Source organism: Dokdonella fugitiva (assembly GCF_014138265.1).
Lineage (GTDB): Bacteria > Pseudomonadota > Gammaproteobacteria > Xanthomonadales > Rhodanobacteraceae > Dokdonella_A > Dokdonella_A fugitiva_A.
The window spans coordinates 1,079,484-1,094,635 of the sequence record NZ_JACGXL010000001.1; the positions used below are offsets into that span (position 1 = coordinate 1,079,484).

Annotated in this window: 16 protein-coding genes; 7 read left to right on the forward strand and 9 right to left on the reverse strand. The window is 70.0% G+C overall.

Going from position 1 to position 15,152, the window contains the following annotated elements:
* Window positions 1-160: 160 nt before the first annotated feature.
* A complete protein-coding gene (locus FHW12_RS04930; RefSeq protein ID WP_182529842.1) occupies window positions 161-865 on the reverse strand; it encodes a hypothetical protein in 705 nt (234 codons plus the stop codon).
* 147 nt (window positions 866-1,012) lie between these two features.
* On the opposite strand from FHW12_RS04930, the gene FHW12_RS04935 reads away from it, so the two are divergent.
* Genes FHW12_RS04935 through ccmI form a run of 4 tightly spaced genes read left to right on the forward strand, consistent with a single transcriptional unit; the run spans window position 1,013 to window position 5,224 of the window.
* Entirely contained in the window at window positions 1,013-3,004 is a 1,992-nt protein-coding gene (locus FHW12_RS04935; protein ID WP_182529843.1) for a heme lyase CcmF/NrfE family subunit, read from the forward strand.
* Complete coding sequence (locus tag FHW12_RS04940; RefSeq protein ID WP_182529844.1) at window positions 3,001-3,546, forward strand: DsbE family thiol:disulfide interchange protein; 546 nt, start codon at window positions 3,001-3,003, stop codon at window positions 3,544-3,546. Before FHW12_RS04935 ends, FHW12_RS04940 begins: the two co-directional genes overlap by 4 nt.
* On the forward strand, window positions 3,543-3,989 hold the full coding sequence (locus FHW12_RS04945) for a cytochrome c-type biogenesis protein (RefSeq protein ID WP_182529845.1): 447 nt from the start codon (window positions 3,543-3,545) through the stop codon (window positions 3,987-3,989). Before FHW12_RS04940 ends, FHW12_RS04945 begins: the two co-directional genes overlap by 4 nt.
* Complete coding sequence (gene ccmI, locus FHW12_RS04950) at window positions 3,989-5,224, forward strand: c-type cytochrome biogenesis protein CcmI (protein WP_182529846.1); 1,236 nt, start codon at window positions 3,989-3,991, stop codon at window positions 5,222-5,224. The genes FHW12_RS04945 and ccmI overlap by 1 nt, the downstream gene beginning before the upstream one ends.
* A gap of 27 nt (window positions 5,225-5,251) precedes the next feature.
* On the opposite strand, the gene FHW12_RS04955 is transcribed toward ccmI, so the two are convergent.
* On the reverse strand, window positions 5,252-5,716 hold the full coding sequence (locus FHW12_RS04955; protein ID WP_182529847.1) for a MerR family transcriptional regulator: 465 nt from the start codon (window positions 5,714-5,716) through the stop codon (window positions 5,252-5,254).
* A 75-nt stretch (window positions 5,717-5,791) separates the two neighbouring features.
* Between FHW12_RS04955 and FHW12_RS04960 the strand changes: the two genes are divergently transcribed.
* From FHW12_RS04960 to FHW12_RS04970, 3 genes are all read left to right on the forward strand, one after another.
* Complete coding sequence (locus FHW12_RS04960; protein WP_182529848.1) at window positions 5,792-6,658, forward strand: class I SAM-dependent methyltransferase; 867 nt, start codon at window positions 5,792-5,794, stop codon at window positions 6,656-6,658.
* Window positions 6,658-7,158, forward strand: coding sequence for a DUF2938 domain-containing protein (locus FHW12_RS04965; protein WP_182529849.1), 501 nt, complete (start codon window positions 6,658-6,660; stop codon window positions 7,156-7,158). The genes FHW12_RS04960 and FHW12_RS04965 overlap by 1 nt, the downstream gene beginning before the upstream one ends.
* A gap of 96 nt (window positions 7,159-7,254) precedes the next feature.
* Window positions 7,255-7,698, forward strand: coding sequence for a hypothetical protein (locus FHW12_RS04970; RefSeq protein WP_182529850.1), 444 nt, complete (start codon window positions 7,255-7,257; stop codon window positions 7,696-7,698).
* Between the two features lie 7 nt (window positions 7,699-7,705).
* On the opposite strand, the gene FHW12_RS04975 is transcribed toward FHW12_RS04970, so the two are convergent.
* The 7 genes from FHW12_RS04975 to FHW12_RS05005 form a co-directional block, all read right to left on the reverse strand.
* Window positions 7,706-8,368 carry a hypothetical protein gene (locus FHW12_RS04975; protein WP_182529851.1) on the reverse strand — a complete coding sequence of 221 codons (663 nt, stop codon included), beginning with the start codon at window positions 8,366-8,368 and terminating at the stop codon, window positions 7,706-7,708.
* Window positions 8,365-8,517: a hypothetical protein gene (locus FHW12_RS04980; protein ID WP_182529852.1), complete on the reverse strand. Its 153-nt coding sequence runs from the start codon at window positions 8,515-8,517 to the stop codon at window positions 8,365-8,367. Before FHW12_RS04980 ends, FHW12_RS04975 begins: the two co-directional genes overlap by 4 nt.
* 120 nt (window positions 8,518-8,637) lie before the next feature.
* Entirely contained in the window at window positions 8,638-9,420 is a 783-nt protein-coding gene (locus FHW12_RS04985) for a LytR/AlgR family response regulator transcription factor (RefSeq protein WP_182529853.1), read from the reverse strand.
* A complete protein-coding gene (locus FHW12_RS04990) occupies window positions 9,417-10,493 on the reverse strand; it encodes a sensor histidine kinase (protein WP_182529854.1) in 1,077 nt (358 codons plus the stop codon). The genes FHW12_RS04985 and FHW12_RS04990 overlap by 4 nt, the downstream gene beginning before the upstream one ends.
* 55 nt (window positions 10,494-10,548) lie before the next feature.
* Complete coding sequence (locus FHW12_RS04995) at window positions 10,549-11,403, reverse strand: DUF2306 domain-containing protein (protein WP_259392821.1); 855 nt, start codon at window positions 11,401-11,403, stop codon at window positions 10,549-10,551.
* A gap of 180 nt (window positions 11,404-11,583) precedes the next feature.
* Entirely contained in the window at window positions 11,584-13,296 is a 1,713-nt protein-coding gene (locus tag FHW12_RS05000) for a cellulose-binding protein (RefSeq protein ID WP_182529855.1), read from the reverse strand.
* 90 nt (window positions 13,297-13,386) lie between these two features.
* Entirely contained in the window at window positions 13,387-14,931 is a 1,545-nt protein-coding gene (locus FHW12_RS05005; protein WP_182529856.1) for a choice-of-anchor Q domain-containing protein, read from the reverse strand.
* Window positions 14,932-15,152 lie beyond the last annotated feature (221 nt).

The following is a 15,152-nucleotide window of genomic DNA, read 5'->3' on the forward strand; positions in this document are numbered from 1 at the left end:
CGCCTCTTTCGCAGAAGCGGCTTCAGCCGCGATGCTTCCCGTCGAATCGGTCCATGTCGAACCGGTCAATGAATCATCGCAGCGCAAGCCGCTCCTGCAAGAGTCCTGTCGACCGACCTTGCGTTGCCAGCCCGGCGAAACCGGCGCTTCGCGCGAGGCGTCAGAATTTTTCCAGCGCAATGTTCGACTCCACCGCCCTTTCGGGTGCATCGCTGCGATCCTGGAATAGAAACACGTAAAACATATGGAAGCGCCCGGCGTACATGAACTGGGCATGCAGGCGGGTACCTTCGGGCTGGGACGCCGGAACGAGATCGAACCGGAACGTAGCCACCACGCCCTTCTCCTTCTGCCATTTGTCGGACAGGGCGGGAGCGGTGCTCAGGGTCTTGTCCAGGAAGAAGGACAGGGCGTCGCGGTCGTGCCCTTGCGGCCCCTTGATGTCGAGGTGCAGCAGCGACGCACCGCCGAACTTTTCGGTCATCTCGTCGAAGACGTCGAGAACCGCCTGTTTGGCCTCGCCAAAGTCCTTGCCTTCGTATTTCCAGATCTGGATGAAATCCAGCCGATCGTTCTCGAAAACGAAGGAGACGCCCGACTTCCGGCCGTTCAGCTGCGCATTGCGCACCTCCAGACCACCTGTAGCGGCCACGTTCTCGTACGGGCCGTACTCGGCGAACGAAGCTACCTGCACGCGCGTCATGCCCAGCCGCCAAGATCCGATCTCGTAAGGCGCAGCGGTCGCGCCCGACCAAGGGATGAGCAGCGCCACGACAAGGGACGCCCATGTCCGAATTTTGCGTGTCAACGGGAAATCCAGTTCCGGCGCTCCGGAAATCATCCCTATCGCTTGCCGGGCGGTCAAGGCCCGCTCGCCTTCTCCAGCATGAGGCCCGCCCGCCCCGTGCCAATGCGGCTATGCGCCGTTCTGCCACAGCGGCTCGAGAGGCACGTCCGACGATCCATGGCGGAAGTCGCGTAAGCTTGCGGTTTCGTTTCCGGCGTCGCCCCGATGATCCCCGAACTCGGCCAATTCGCCCTGATCCTCGCCTTGCTGCTCTCGGCGGCGCAGTGCGTGCTGCCGATCCTCGGCGCACAGCTTCGCAACCGCGCGCTGATCGCGGTCGCGCGGCCCGCGGTCGCCGGCCAGGCGGTGTTCGTCGGGCTCGCGTTCGCGATCCTCACGTTCGCGTTCGTCACGCAGGACTTCTCGGTCGCCTACGTCGCGCAGAACTCGAACTCGGTGCTGCCGTGGTACTACCGCTTCACGGCGGTGTGGGGCGCGCACGAGGGCTCGATGCTGTTGTGGGTGCTGGTCCTCAACCTCTGGACCGTCGCGGTCGCCGCGTTCAGCCGCCGCCTGCCCGACGACTTCATCGCCCGCGTGCTCGGCGTGCTCGGCTTCATCAGCTTCGGCTTCCTGCTGTTCATGGTGCTGACGTCGAACCCGTTCCTGCGCGAACTGCCGATGCCGGCCGACGGCAACGACCTCAACCCGGTGTTGCAGGATCCCGGCATGATCGTGCACCCGCCGATGCTCTACATGGGCTTCGTCGGCTTCTCGGTCGCCTTCGCGTTCGCGATCGCGGCGCTGCTCGGCGGCAACCTCGACGTCGCCTGGGTGCGCTGGGCACGTCCGTGGACGAACGTCGCGTGGTCGTTCCTCACGCTCGGCATCGCGCTCGGCAGCTGGTGGGCGTACTACGAACTCGGCTGGGGCGGCTGGTGGTTCTGGGATCCGGTGGAGAACTCCTCGTTCATGCCGTGGCTGGTCGGCACCGCGCTCATCCATTCGCAGGCGGTGACCGAGAAGCGCGGTTCGTTCCGCGCATGGACGCTGCTGCTCGCGATCTTCGCGTTCTCGCTGTCGCTGCTCGGCACCTTCCTCGTGCGCTCGGGCGTGCTCACGAGCGTGCATTCGTTCGCGGCGGACCCGAAGCGCGGCCTGTTCATCCTCTCGTTCCTCGCGATCGTGATCGGCGGTTCGCTGCTGCTGTACGCGCTGCGCGCGCCGAAGGTCGCCGGAGGCGAACCGTTCGCCGCGGCGTCACGCGAGACCCTGCTGCTCGTCAACAACCTCATGTTCACGGTCGCCGCGGCGATGGTGCTGCTCGGCACGCTGTTCCCGATGATCGGCGACGCGTTCGACCTCGGTCGCATCTCGGTCGGCCCGCCCTACTTCGGCTTCATGTTCGTGCTGCTCATGCTGCCGGTCGTGCTGCTGTTGCCGTTCGGGCCGTTCGTGAAATGGCGCAGCGGCGATTTCAAGGCCGCGTTCAGGCACCTGCGCCCCGTGCTGTTGCTGCCGTTCGCGCTTCTTCTCGCCGCATGGCTGCGCGGCGGCGATCTTTCCGCGTGGGGTCGCGCCTACTGGGGCGTCGCCGCGTCGCTCTGGGTCGGTCTGGGCATCGTGCTGTACGCGCTGCACCGCTGGCGCACCTTGCCGCGTGGTCGGCGCTACACGCCGGAAATGCTCGGCATGATCTGCGCGCACTTCGGCGTCGCACTGTTCCTTGCCGGCGTGCTCGTCGTCGAGGCGACCAGCGTCGAGAAGGACGTGCGCCTCGCGCCGAACCAGAGCGTGACGATCGGCACGCTCGCGTTCCGCTTCGACGGCGTGAAGGAGGCGCAAGGCCCGAACTTCCGCGCGCAACAGGGCACGGTCAGCGTGCTCGAAGGCGACCGGGTCGTCGCGACGTTGCAGCCGCAGAAGCGCGTCTACGCGCGCAACCAGCAACCGCAGACCGAGTCGGCGATCGATCCCGGCCTGTTCCGCGACATCTACGTCGCGCTCGGCGAACCGGTCGGCGACGACGGCGCCTGGGCCGTGCGCGTCTACGTGAAACCGTTCGTGCGCTGGATCTGGCTCGGCGCGCTGTTCATGATGTTCGGAGGCCTGCTCGCCGCCGCCGACCGCCGCTTCCGCCGCCTGCCCGAAGGCGCGCCGGCGCCTGCCGACGCGAACACGACGACCGCGACGGGTGTCGCCGGAGCGACCGCATGAATGCACGCCTGCTGCCGCTCGCGGGCTTCCTGCTCGTGCTCGCCCTGCTCGGCTTCGGCATCTGGTGGAGCGGCACGCACGACCTGCGCGAGGTGCCGTCGCCGCTGATCGGCAAGCCGGCGCCGACGTTCTCGCTGCCGCTGCTCGACGATCCGTCGAAGTCGCTCGGCAGCAAGGAACTCGCCGGCAAGCCCTACCTGCTCAACGTGTTCGCGAGCTGGTGCGTGGCGTGCCGCGACGAGCATCCGATCCTCATGCGCGAAGGCAAGCGCCTGGGCATCCGTCTCGTCGGCTTCAACTACAAGGACCCGGCCGACGACGCCAGGCGCTGGCTCGCGCAGTACGGCAACCCGTACGACGACATCGTCGCCGACCTGCCCGGCGACGTGGCGATCGACTTCGGCGTGACCGGCGCGCCCGAGACCTTCCTCGTCGATGCCGACGGCATCGTGCGCTACAAGTACATCAGCCCGATCACGCCGCAGGTGATCGCGACCGAATTGCTGCCGCGCATCGCGAAGCTGCAGCAGGGGGCGAAATGAGGCGCGTCCTGCTCGCGCTCGCGTTCGCGCTGGCCGCAGCGTCGGCCGGCGCGGCGGTCGATCCGCTACCGTTCAAGGATCGCGCCGAGGAAGTGCGCTTCCAGAACCTGACCAAGCAGCTGCGTTGCCTCGTCTGCCAGAACGAGAGTCTCAACGATTCGAGCGCGCCACTCGCGGCCGACCTGCGCCGCGACGTGTTCGAACAGATGCGTGCCGGCAAGAGCGATGCCGAGATCAAGCAATGGCTGACCGCGCGCTACAGTGACTTCGTGCTGTACGACCCGCCGCTGCGCGGCGGCACCTTCCTGCTCTGGTTCGGCCCGCTGCTCGTACTCGGCGCGGGCGCCGTCGTGGTCGCGCTGAACGTGCGACGCCGCGCGCGCAACGCCACCGCGCAGCCTCCGGCGCGGCCCGCGTCGACCGACGTCGAGGAAGACTGGTGATGGCGATCTTCGTGTTGTGCGCGGCGTCGATGATCGCCGCCGCGCTCGCGTTCGTGCTCGTGCCGCTGCTGCGCCATCGCCGCAGCGCCGCCGACGGTGGCCTCGCGGCACGGCAGCGGCGCGCGCTCGACGAGGCACTCGCCGCGGGCGTCATCGACGCCGACGAACATGCGCGCAAACGCAGCGCGCTCGCGTCCACGGCCGGCGCGAGCACGGCACCGTCTCGCACCGCCTTCGCGGCGCTGCTGCTCGTCGCCCTGCTGCTGCCCGCATCGGCGCTGCTGCTGTACCGCTTCGTCGGCACGCCGCAGGCGCTCGACCCCGCCAACCGCGTCGCTGCCGACGGCGAGCACGGACCGGACATGGAACAGGCGATGGCTGCGCTCGCCGAACGCCTGAAGGCGCAACCCGACGACGTCGAAGGCTGGGCCCTGCTCGCGCGCGCGTACCAGGCGACCGGCCGTGCGCAGGAATCGCTCGACGCCTACCGGCGCGCGCACGAACTGGCGAAGGACAACAGCGCGCTCACCGTCGAATACGCGCAGGCGCTCGCGGTCGCCGCACCGGGCCATCGCATCGACGGCGAGGCGCGCATGCTGCTCGACGGCGTGTTGAAGGCCGATCCGACCAACCAGCGCGCCCTCTGGCTCGCCGGCATCAGCGACTTCCAGGGCGCGCAGTACGACGCCGCGATCGCGCGCTGGAACACGTTGCTGCCGCTGCTCGGCGCCGGCGAGGTCGCCGACAGCGTGCGCGAGCAGATCGCACTCGCACAGGCACGACGCGACGGCAAGGAACCACCCGAAACCGCGCCCGCGGCGATGCCACGACCCGAAGGCACCGCCGCGTCCGCCGCTCCCGCGGCCGCGACGCCGGACGCCGCGAATGCGCCGAAGCTCACCGTGCAGGTCGCGCTCGATCCTAAGCTCGAGGATCGCCTCGACCCTTCGGCGACGTTGTTCGTGTTCGCACGCGCCGCCAGCGGCCCGCCGATGCCACTCGCGATCCAGCGGCTGAAGGCGTCGCAGCTGCCGCTCACGGTCACGCTCGACGAGAGCAACGGCATGCTGCCGAACCTCAAGCTCTCGATGTTCCCGCAAGTGGTCATCGGCGCACGCGTGTCGAAGTCCGGCAACGCGATGCCGCAGGGCGGCGACCTGCAGGTGCTGTCGCCGCCGATCGACGTTCACCGCCGCGAACCGGTCGCGCTCACGATCGACCAGGTCGTACCCTGACCGCGCCGTGGGCGCGTGCCCGCGGCGTCACGAACGCGAACGCTTGCCCGCGCGACGCGCTCCACCCGCAGGCCGGGGCAGCGGCGCCACCGCGTCGAACGCACCGGCGGCCGCCGCGCGCAACAGGCGGCGGAACGTCGGGCATTCGAGGTGGCTCGGCGCACGGCACACCGCGGCGTGGCGCAGGCCGTCGCGCATCGCACCGAGCGTGCGGATCGTCGCATCGAGTTCGTCCGCGCGCGCGACGAGACGCGCGCGATCGATGCGCGGGCGGCCGTCCGTCGCGAAGATCGACGCGATCTCCTCGAGCGCGAAGCCTGCCGCGCGCCCGAGCGCGACGAGCGCGAGTCGCTCGAGCACGGCCTCGTCGTACTGGCGGCGCAGGCCGCGCCGGCCGATCGGACGGACCAGACCGATCTCTTCGTAGTAACGCAGAGCCGACGCCGACACGCCCGAGCGTCGCGACACCTCGCCGATGTCCAGTTCACGCACGGGCTTGACCTCAAGTCGACTTGAAGTCGTACCTTGCTCTCCCTGCTTCGCGCAAGCAAGCACCGGAGACCGATCATGCATCCCGAACGCCCAGAATCGATCGACCAGGCCGCACTGTGGAACGGCAGCGCCGGACAGGCCTGGGTCGACGCCCAGGCGCTGCTCGACGCGCTGTTCGAACCGATCGAGCGCCGGCTCGTCGACGACGCGTGCCGCCGATCCGCACGCCGCGTGCTCGACATCGGCTGCGGCAGCGGCGCGACGACACTCGCGATCGCTCGCGTGCTGGCTGCCAGGGGCCGCTGCACCGGCGTCGACATCTCGCAGCCGCTGATCGCTGCCGCACGCGCTCGCCCGGGCGCAGGCGCGGACGTCGACTTCGTGTGCGCGGACGCGCAACGCCACGCGTTCGACGCCGGCGCACACGACCTGCTCGTCTCGCGTTTCGGCCTCATGTTCTTCGACGATCCGGTCGCCGCGTTCGCGAACCTGCGCCACGCCGCGACGCACGACGCCGCGCTGTGCGGCTACGCTTGGCGCAGCGCGGCCGAAAACCCGTTCATGACGACCGCCGAACGCGCCGCTCGCCCCTGGCTGCCGCGGATGTCCGTCGCCGATCCGCATGCACCGGGGCAGTTCGCGTTCGCCGAACGCGACCGCGTCGCGCGCATCCTCGCCGGGGCCGGCTGGGCCGACGTGGAGATCGACGCGCTCGACGTGCCGATGCGCTTGCCGACCACGTCGCTCGAGCACTATTTCACGCGGCTCGGACCGCTCGGGCGCACGCTGGCGGACGTCGACGCGACGACGCGTGCGCGCATCGTATCGGCCGTGCGCGAGGCGTTCGAGCCGTTCGTGCACGGCGACGACGTGCGCTTCGACGCAGCATGCTGGCGCATCGTCGCGCGATCGACCACGGTGGCAGGCAGTGGAGTCCGGTGATGAACCGCATCGACCAATACCTGATCCATGCCGTCCCGATCGGCCTCGTCGCGACCGCCTTCATGGACCTGTTCGCGCTTGCGCGTCGGCGCGTGTCCGGCACGCCGCTGCCCGACTACGCACTGGTCGGCCGCTGGATCGCGCATATGCGCCGCGGCCGTTTCCGTCATGCGGCGATCGCGAAGACGCCTGCGGTTCGCACGGAACGCGGGCTCGGCTGGGCAGTGCACTACGCGACCGGCATCGTGTTCGCGGGCGCACTGCTCGTGCTCGCGGGCATCGACTGGGCGCGCGATCCGACCCTGTTGCCTGCACTCGCGATCGGCATCGGCAGCGTCGCCGCGCCGTTCCTGCTCATGCAGCCCGGCATGGGCGCGGGCATCGCCGCGCGGCGCACGGCGGACCCGACGACCGCGCGTGTGCGCAGCCTGGTCGCGCATGCGGTGTTCGGTGTCGGCCTGTACCTCGCCGGCTCGGTGCTGCGATTCGTCGCGGCGTGACGTCTCGATGTCGGCGTGCGCGATACGGTTTCGCCCTTGTGCGCCACCGCGACGGCCCCAAGCTTTCGGCTCGTCCCTGACCCGACGATGTCCGTCATGCCGCCAGCAGTACCCGTCACCGGCACCGGTGCCGCGAATGCACGCACGCGAGACGTGCCGTCGAGGGCGTTCGTGGCGCTCGTCGCGGTCTACTTCGTCGCGAGCCTCGCCCACTTCGCGCACAACGCCGAGTACATCTCGATCTACCCGAACATGCCCGCCTGGCTCACGCGCGAGAAGGTCTACCTCGCCTGGCTCGCGGTCACCGGTGTCGGCGTGGCCGGGCTCGGTCTCGTGCGGTCCGGCCTGCACGCGCTCGGGCTCGCATTGGTGAGCGCGTACGGCGCACTTGGCGTCGACGGCCTCGGTCACTACACGCTCGCGCTCTGCTCCGCGCACACGCTCGCGACGAACGCGACGATCCTGTTCGAAGTCGCCAGCGGGTTCACGCTCATGCTGGTCGCCGCCGTCGCGGCGACGCGACGCGCCACCGCGCGATGACGACGGATCAGTGGACCGCAGCGGCCACGCGCGGACGGCGGTGCACTTTCACGAGCCAGTAGACCATCACCGCGAGCACGAGCAGCACCGGCGCGACGAGCAGCGGCAGCTTGCGCAGCGGCTCGGGTATGAACTTCGCCTGGCCGAGGAAGGCCGACGTCGTCGCGATCCACATCGCGTAGCTCATGCGCCAGAGATGGCGCGCGAGTCGACGCGCGCCTTCGATCCGGCCCGCCTGGAGCATGCGCAGGTCGCCGAACGCGGCGAGCAGCGCGACGGTGCCGAACATGAACAGCGGCGGCGCGGGAATGCCGTCGACACGATGCGTCGTCGACGACAGGGCTTCGGCGCCGAGCGCGAGCGCGTGCGCACCGACGGCGACCGCGACGAGCATGAGCCCGGTCGCGCGCAAGCGCATCTGCGGCACGGTGCGGCGCACGGCCAGCACGCCGGTCGCGACGAGGTAGAACGTGAGCACGGCGGCGACGACGTTGACGCGGTTCGGCGAGAAGAATTGCGCGATCACCGCCGCGGTCGTCGTCATCGTCGCCATCGCGACCGCGAACATCCAGCCGCTGCGCCGATGCAGCGGCGAGCCCTTCGTCGCATAGAGCGCGACCGCGCCAGCGACGAGCGCGAGCAGCCCGGCAATGATATGGATGGCTTTCATGGCGTCCCCTGCGCGACCGTGATCGCTGCAGGGTCCGGCGCGGCCGCGCGCGCGACAAGGCGGCATGTGACGGACCACGAGGCGGAGATGACGAACGACGACAGAGACGGATGATCGTCGGCCAGAATCGCGGCTTCCACCTTCCACATGCGCGGGCCTCCAGTTCGCGTACCGCCGGCGCGCATTTGTGGGAGCGCCGGAAGGCGCGATGCCTTTCGTTCCGTCCAGGAAAAAGCATCGCGGCTTCCGCCGCTCCCACATGTGACCTGCTACATCTGGCGGAACAGGTGCAGGTAGCTGCGGCTGACCGGCAGCACGCCCTTGCGCCCGCGCAGGTGTACGTCGGCGGTCTCGTTGTCGCCGCGCGTGACGTGGCTGACCGCGCGCAGGTTGACGACGACGGAACGATGCACCTGGGCGAACTGCGCCGGGTCGAGTTGCACGAGCAGCTCCTTCAGCGGCGTGCGCACGAGCGCCTCGCCGGGCTGGCCGTCGTCGCCGCGCCAGGCGACGAGCGTGTACTTCGTGTCCGAACGCAGGTAGTCGATATCGTCGATCGCGATGAGCCGCAAGGTCTGCCCGACCTGCGCGCGGATCCAGCGCAGCGGTGCCGGCGCGGCGCCGCGCTGCAACTGCGCGGCGAGCTGCTGCAGCAAGGCTTCCGTATCGATCGCGGGCTGTGCCGCGCGCAGGCGCTCGCGCACGCGTGCGACGGTCTCGGCGAGGCGCTCCATCTCGACCGGCTTGACCAGGTAGTCGAGCACGCCCTGCGCGAACGCCTGCACCGCGTACTGGTCGTACGCGGTGACGAACACGAGGTGCGCGCGGCAGCCTATGTGGCGCGCGGCTTCGATGCCGGAGATGCCCGGCATGTGCACGTCGAGGAAGCAGACGTCGGGCATGCGCGCGTCGAACAGGCGGATCGCCTCGCGCCCGTTGCGCGCGAGCGCGACGATCTCGAGTTCCGGCCACGCCTGCGCGAGCTGGCGCGCGAGTGCGTCGCGCAGCAACGGTTCGTCTTCGGCGATCAGCGCGGTCGGGCGGGCGTTCATGCGCGGGCCTCGCGCGCGGGCAGGTCGAGCTCGGCTTCGACGCCGTGCGGCACGACGCCGTCGAGGCGCAGGCGGGCGGCTTCGCCGAACACGAGCTGCAGGCGCTCGCGCAAGGTGTCGAGCCCGGTACCGAGGCCGTCGCCGCCAGCGCCGAGGCCGACGCCGGTATCGCGCACGCGCACGAGGCAACGGTCGGCGCGCCGACGCACCTCGATGTCGATGCGCCCGCCCTCCTCGCTCGGATCGATGCCGTGGCGCACCGCGTTCTCCACCAGCGTGAGCACGCTCATCGGCGGCAGCACGAGGCCGCGCGCGAGCGGGTCGACGTCGAGCGCGAACTGCAGGCGGTCCGGCATGCGCATGTGCATGACCTCGAGGTAGGCGCGCACGAGTTCGATCTCCTGGCCGAGCGTCGTCGACGGCTCGTGCAGGCGCGGAACCGCCGCGCGCAGGTAGGCGATCAGGCTGCCGAGCACGCTCGACGCCTGCGGCGAACCGCGGTCGACGAGTTCGCGCACGTTGGCGAGCGTGTTGAACAGGAAGTGCGGCTCGACCTGCGCCTGCAGCAGGCGCAGGCGCGCGTCGAGTGCCCGGCGTTCGTATTCGCTGCGCTCGAGTTCGAACGCGAGCGCCTGCTTCTGGGCGACTTCCTTGATCTGCCGCAGCAGCGCGGCGACGGCGATCCACGGCGAGGTGAGCAGGGCGAGCATCGTCATCGCCGAGTAGCCGCCGAGGCGATCCTTGTCCTTGTACCAGGGCGGATCGAGGCCGAGCGTCGTGAGCCAGTACGCGATCGCGACGACGAACGGCACCGCGATCGCGACCGTGATCACCTGCAGCGCCCAGCGCGCGAACCAGCGCGGCAGGCGCCGCGGCCAGCGCTCGAAAACGCCGAACACGCACAGCAGCGCAAGCGCGATGAAGAACACGCGACCGTACAGGATCGCGTACGAAACCTTCCATCCCGGCGCGAGCGGCAGGCTGATCACGGCGGCGGCGATCAACACGGCGCGCACGCGCCGCCAGCCGAAGATCGGCGCTGGCGGCTCGTCGATGGGCGCGTTCGTGTTCATGGCACGAGCATAGTGCAGCCGGGCCGCGCGTGGCGGCCGCACCGCGCCGGCCGCATCAGATGCGCGGCAGCCAGAGGATCGCGCCCGCGGCCGCGATGCCGCCTGCCATCACGAGCGTCGCCGCGCCGAGTCCGAATGCCATCGCGAGCTGCACGCGCGCGCTGCCGCGCTGCGCGCGCAGGTAGAGTTCGAGCAGCGCGAGCGGCACGAGGTACTGCGCGAACGCGAGGAACGACAGGAACGGCCCCGAGAACGTCTTCGGATCGAAGCCGGCCGGCCCCTGGTTCGCGACGATCCACGCCATCAGGCCGATGCGGAAGAACCAGACGCCGCCGACCGCGAGGAACAGGCGCAGCGCCCAGCGCCGATGCACGTCGTAGCGGCGCGCGCGCGCGGCACGCACGGCGAGGAACGCGAAGACGAGGATGAGCACGGCGTCGAGACTGATGCCGAGGTGCTGCACGAACTGCTCCGGCTTCGGATGGCTCCACACCATGAACAGGCCGCCGAGTGCGGCGATGACGCCCGCCGTCGCGAACACGCGACCGTTCCAGCGATGCACCGCAGGCCACCGGCTGCGGATGCGCGGCACGAGCTGCAGCGCTCCGCCCGCGACGACCGCGAGGGCGAACACGAGGTGCGATGCGAACACGAGGTTGCCGACCGTGTCGCCGGGCGCGTAGGCGCCCTTGACCACCGCATTCCACGCTTCCGGCCGGCCGGCGAGCGCGCTGCGCGCATAGAACGTCACGATGTAGAACGCGAACAGCAGCTGGCCCGCGACTGCAACCACCCACCAGGTCGCGGCGACGCCGCGCAGGGCCCTGCCGCCCGCCCGTGCTGGCGCTTGCGGCATCGCAACGGCTTCGGCGGGTTCGAGCGTATCGGCGGTGGCGACTGACGGCGGCATGCGAGCATCCTCGATGAGATGCGCGCAGCCTAGCGACGCCTTGCTCGCGCACGAACCCGCGTGCGACGAGCGACGGTGGCGACGGCACGAACGACGTCCCTGCGCGACGGAACGCGCGGCAGGGATCCGCCCTTCAGCCCGCCCGGCGTACCCGTCCGTGGTCCCGCGCCCGGTTTCGCATCATTGCGTGCAGCCGCTCCACCAGCACGGATTCGCATCGATGAAGCCGAGCAGCGCCTGCTGCTTGGGCGTGTCCTGCGCATCGAGGTATTCGACCGCACCCCAGCTGCCGAACTTGCCGTAACCGCTCGACGCCGTGAAGTTCATGAACAACTCGCCGCCGTGCTCGCGCCAGTCGACGAGGTGCTGCGCGTACGCGGCGCCCATGCGCGCGTCGCGATTGGCCGACGTGAACAACGCGGTGATCGCGTCGTTGTTTTCGACGCCGAGGATGCCGACGAGATGCTGGCCGCCTTCGTAGCTCACCAGACGCAGGCTGCGCGCGACGGCGGCGCCGTGGTGCGCATCGATCCAGCCACGCACGTCGGCCAGCGCACCTCCGGGAGGGCCGCCCGCGACCTGGCCCCCGTTCGTGAGCTCGGCGAACAATGTCGTCGTCGTCCAGCCCTGCACGGTCGCCGCGGTATCCGGGCCGTCGAGGTAGCCACCGAAGTACGGCGCGATCGCGACGGCATCGATGCCGTGCGCGCTGCACGGTGCGCCCGCGCTCCACAGCGGGCAGTCGGCCGACTGCGTCTGCGTGTACGCGTTCGCGGCCTGGGCGCCGAGCACGCAGGTCACGCGCGAGGCTTCGCCGCCCCACGCGGCCTTCCACAGGTCGCACATCTGCGCGGTGCGTTCGCCGTGCCAGTTGAGACGCCGATCGAAGCCGGAGCCGACGTTGCCATACTCGGCCGTGCCCATCGCCTCGACGTACGCGCCCTGGCCGAACTGGCCGTTCCACACCTCGTTGGAGTACTCGACGTAGACGCGCAGGTCGCGTCGCAACAGCGCCTTCACGCGGAGGGCGAACTGCGTGATGTAGTCGTCCGTGGCGCGGTGCGGCATATTGAACCACGGCTGCGCGTCGGTGCGATTGGCGAGTTCGACCATCATCTCGAGCGGCACGCCGTGCTCGGTCCAGCGCACGTCGTCGAGCATCGGGCGGTCGACGAAATCCTGCTGCGCGGAATTGTTGGTCTGCATCCAGTCCATGAAGCGCAGCACCTTGTTGCGTCGGACCAGCGACAGGAAATCCGGATGGAACAGCTGCGACGGACCCGAGTGCTCGTCGTAGCCGGGCATCCAGACGTGGATGTCGCGCGGCGGGTCCGCCGCGTCGATCGCATCGAAGCGCATCATCCAGCCGCCCGATCCCGCGTCGACGTCGAGCACGTCCCGTCCAGGCGTCGACAGCGCCGCGTTGCGATGCGCGGCGAAGAAATAGCTGATCGTTCCCTGGCCTTGGTAGGTGACGACGTAGCGGCCACTCGGATAGTGGCCCGGAAAGTCGCCGAAGAAGAACAGGGTCGCGACCGCGTTGTACGACGTACCCGCGCATCCCGGTCGGCTCGCCACCGGCGCGAGCGTGCGCAGGTAGCCGTTGGCATCGAGGTCGAGGCAGTCTTCCTCGCCGGTGTCGAACACGCCGCTGCCGGTGGTGTCCTGGGTGATCCAGGCGCGCGACTGCTTCATCGCGTCGACGAAGTTGTAGCTGGTCGAATAGTCGACCACGCCGTCGAGGTTCGCGCCGAGCGGCGAATCGTAATTGAGCGGATGCTCGAAGCCATTGCGGAACAGCGTGTCGAACGCGCGCGCCTCGCGCACGCCGGCGAACATCGCCAGCAGCGCCAGCACGACGTGCGCGCCCCTTCCCTGCGTGATTGCCCGCATCGCGTCGCCTCCCCGGTTCGATCGTGCGGCGATCCTAGCCGCGCGCGCGGAGCGGGACTGTGAGCCAGCGCCGCATTGCAGCGCGCCGGCTCACGGCGCGGCGGAACCGGCTTCGACCGCGCCCGCGTCGCACGCGCTGCCGCTGCGCCGCGCATAGCCGCGCTGGTCGACCGGCATCGACAGGCAGCCGTAGTCGGTGCCCGCGTCGATCGCGATGCTGCCGGCGGCGGGGAGATAGGTGAGCGTAGGGCCGCCGTGGTCGCCGAGCGTGCCGAGCGCGAGCGCCGCCTTGGTCGCGTGCACGATGTTCATCGCCGCATCGAAATGGCAGCGATCGTCGCCGGTGCCGACATTGCCTTCGGCATGGTCGAGCACGAGTCCGCTCGCGCAGCTGCCTTGCACGATGCTGTTGTAGATGCGCAGTTGCGCCTGCGCCGCGCTGCCGTAGCCGCCGATCGCCGAGCCGTTGATGCCCGTCGCGAAAACCTCGGGAGCGACCACCGTCGTGCCGATCAGGCGCAGGATCGTCTGCGCCGGACTGCCGCGATAGCCGACCGCGCCGCCGCGCGGGCCGCTCGCCGCGATGGCCGTGCTGAACGTGTTGCCGGAGAAGGTGCTCTGCGTGATCACGAGTGCGGCGCCGCTCTCGACGAGCGCCGCGCCGCCGGCGTCGGCCGTGCCGCGGTTGCGCTCGAACGTGGAGCGGTCGACGCCGACGATCGCACCCGCGCCATGCACCCACAACGCGCCCGGCTGGGCGGCGCCGTCGAGCGCGACGTTGCGCGCGAACGTGCTGTCGCGCAGCAGCACCGCGGCGTCGCCGCTGATCTCGACGGGCTCGCTGTTGCCGGTGTACGTGAGCCTGTCGACGACGACGCCGGGCGAATCGCCGGCGATGACGAAGCCGTAGCGCGTGTCGCGCACGGTGACGTCGGCGAGTTCGACGTCGCCGAGCGAATCGATGCGCAAGCTCGAACTCGCGTAGGTCGCGCCGTCGACGGCGACGCGCTCGAGGCTCGTCGTGTACGGCGTCGGGTTGCCGGCATGGTCCTGCGCGATCGACAGCTTGCCGAACGTGCTGTCCTCGACGATCACGTCGATCGCACCGTCGACGACGACCGACCCGGCGACGTGCGTCGCGCGGATCGTCGTGCCGCAGCCGTACGCGTCCTCGATCCACACCTTCGCCGCTACGTTCGGCAGGTCGACGCCGTCGAGGGTGATGCAGGAATTCGCGAGCCCGCGCAGCTCGTAACCGCCGCTCGCGTTGAGCGAGAGGTCGCGCAGGCCGAACCACATCGGCGTCGCCTCGTCGATCTGCAACGCGGGATACAGCGCCGCGGTCGTCGTGATGCGCGTCGAACCGGCCCCGACGCCGGTGATCGTCATCGAGTTGCGCACGCTCAGCGTGCTCTTGAGGATGTACGTGCCGGTGCCGAGCTGCACGACGTCGTGGGTCGGATAGCGGCCCGATTCGGTCACCGCCTCGCGCAGCGAGCAGTCGGTCGGGCGGCAGCCGTCGGGCACCGGGTCGTCCGTGCGCGTGACGACGTAGGTCACGTTCGGCGGTGCTGCGTGCGCGCCGTGCGCGACGACGGCGGCGAGGACGGTGGCGACCAGGGTGATGCGCGGCATGACGGCTCCGGAGGTGGGAAGCAATGCTTCCTCACACGCAGTGCCGCATCGCGAAGGGCCAGTCGACGCGCGGAGGGCGGACGGAACACGTCTATCCGCCGTCGGGACTCCCGGCGTGCGGTCGTCGGGATGCCGCGCGTGACTCCCCTCACCCGCCGCGCTGCACGCGTCGACCTCTCCCGCGCGCGGGAGAGGCGAACACCGGTGCGCTGCTTCGCCGC

Bases quoted from the DNA above. Each gene is read 5' to 3' on its own strand.
- FHW12_RS04935 (WP_182529843.1), top strand. From the start codon at position 1,013: ATGATCCCCGAACTCGGCCAATTCGCCCTGATCCTCGCCTTGCTGCTC.
- FHW12_RS04940 (WP_182529844.1), top strand. From the start codon at position 3,001: ATGAATGCACGCCTGCTGCCGCTCGCGGGCTTCCTGCTCGTGCTCGCC.
- FHW12_RS04945 (WP_182529845.1), top strand. From the start codon at position 3,543: ATGAGGCGCGTCCTGCTCGCGCTCGCGTTCGCGCTGGCCGCAGCGTCG.
- ccmI (WP_182529846.1), top strand. From the start codon at position 3,989: ATGGCGATCTTCGTGTTGTGCGCGGCGTCGATGATCGCCGCCGCGCTC.
- FHW12_RS04960 (WP_182529848.1), top strand. From the start codon at position 5,792: ATGCATCCCGAACGCCCAGAATCGATCGACCAGGCCGCACTGTGGAAC.
- FHW12_RS04965 (WP_182529849.1), top strand. From the start codon at position 6,658: ATGAACCGCATCGACCAATACCTGATCCATGCCGTCCCGATCGGCCTC.
- FHW12_RS04970 (WP_182529850.1), top strand. From the start codon at position 7,255: ATGCCGCCAGCAGTACCCGTCACCGGCACCGGTGCCGCGAATGCACGC.
- FHW12_RS04975 (WP_182529851.1), bottom strand. From the start codon at position 8,368: ATGAAAGCCATCCATATCATTGCCGGGCTGCTCGCGCTCGTCGCTGGC.
- FHW12_RS04980 (WP_182529852.1), bottom strand. From the start codon at position 8,517: ATGTGGAAGGTGGAAGCCGCGATTCTGGCCGACGATCATCCGTCTCTG.
- FHW12_RS04985 (WP_182529853.1), bottom strand. From the start codon at position 9,420: ATGAACGCCCGCCCGACCGCGCTGATCGCCGAAGACGAACCGTTGCTG.
- FHW12_RS04990 (WP_182529854.1), bottom strand. From the start codon at position 10,493: ATGAACACGAACGCGCCCATCGACGAGCCGCCAGCGCCGATCTTCGGC.
- FHW12_RS04995 (WP_259392821.1), bottom strand. From the start codon at position 11,403: ATGCCGCCGTCAGTCGCCACCGCCGATACGCTCGAACCCGCCGAAGCC.
- FHW12_RS05000 (WP_182529855.1), bottom strand. From the start codon at position 13,296: ATGCGGGCAATCACGCAGGGAAGGGGCGCGCACGTCGTGCTGGCGCTG.
- FHW12_RS05005 (WP_182529856.1), bottom strand. From the start codon at position 14,931: ATGCCGCGCATCACCCTGGTCGCCACCGTCCTCGCCGCCGTCGTCGCG.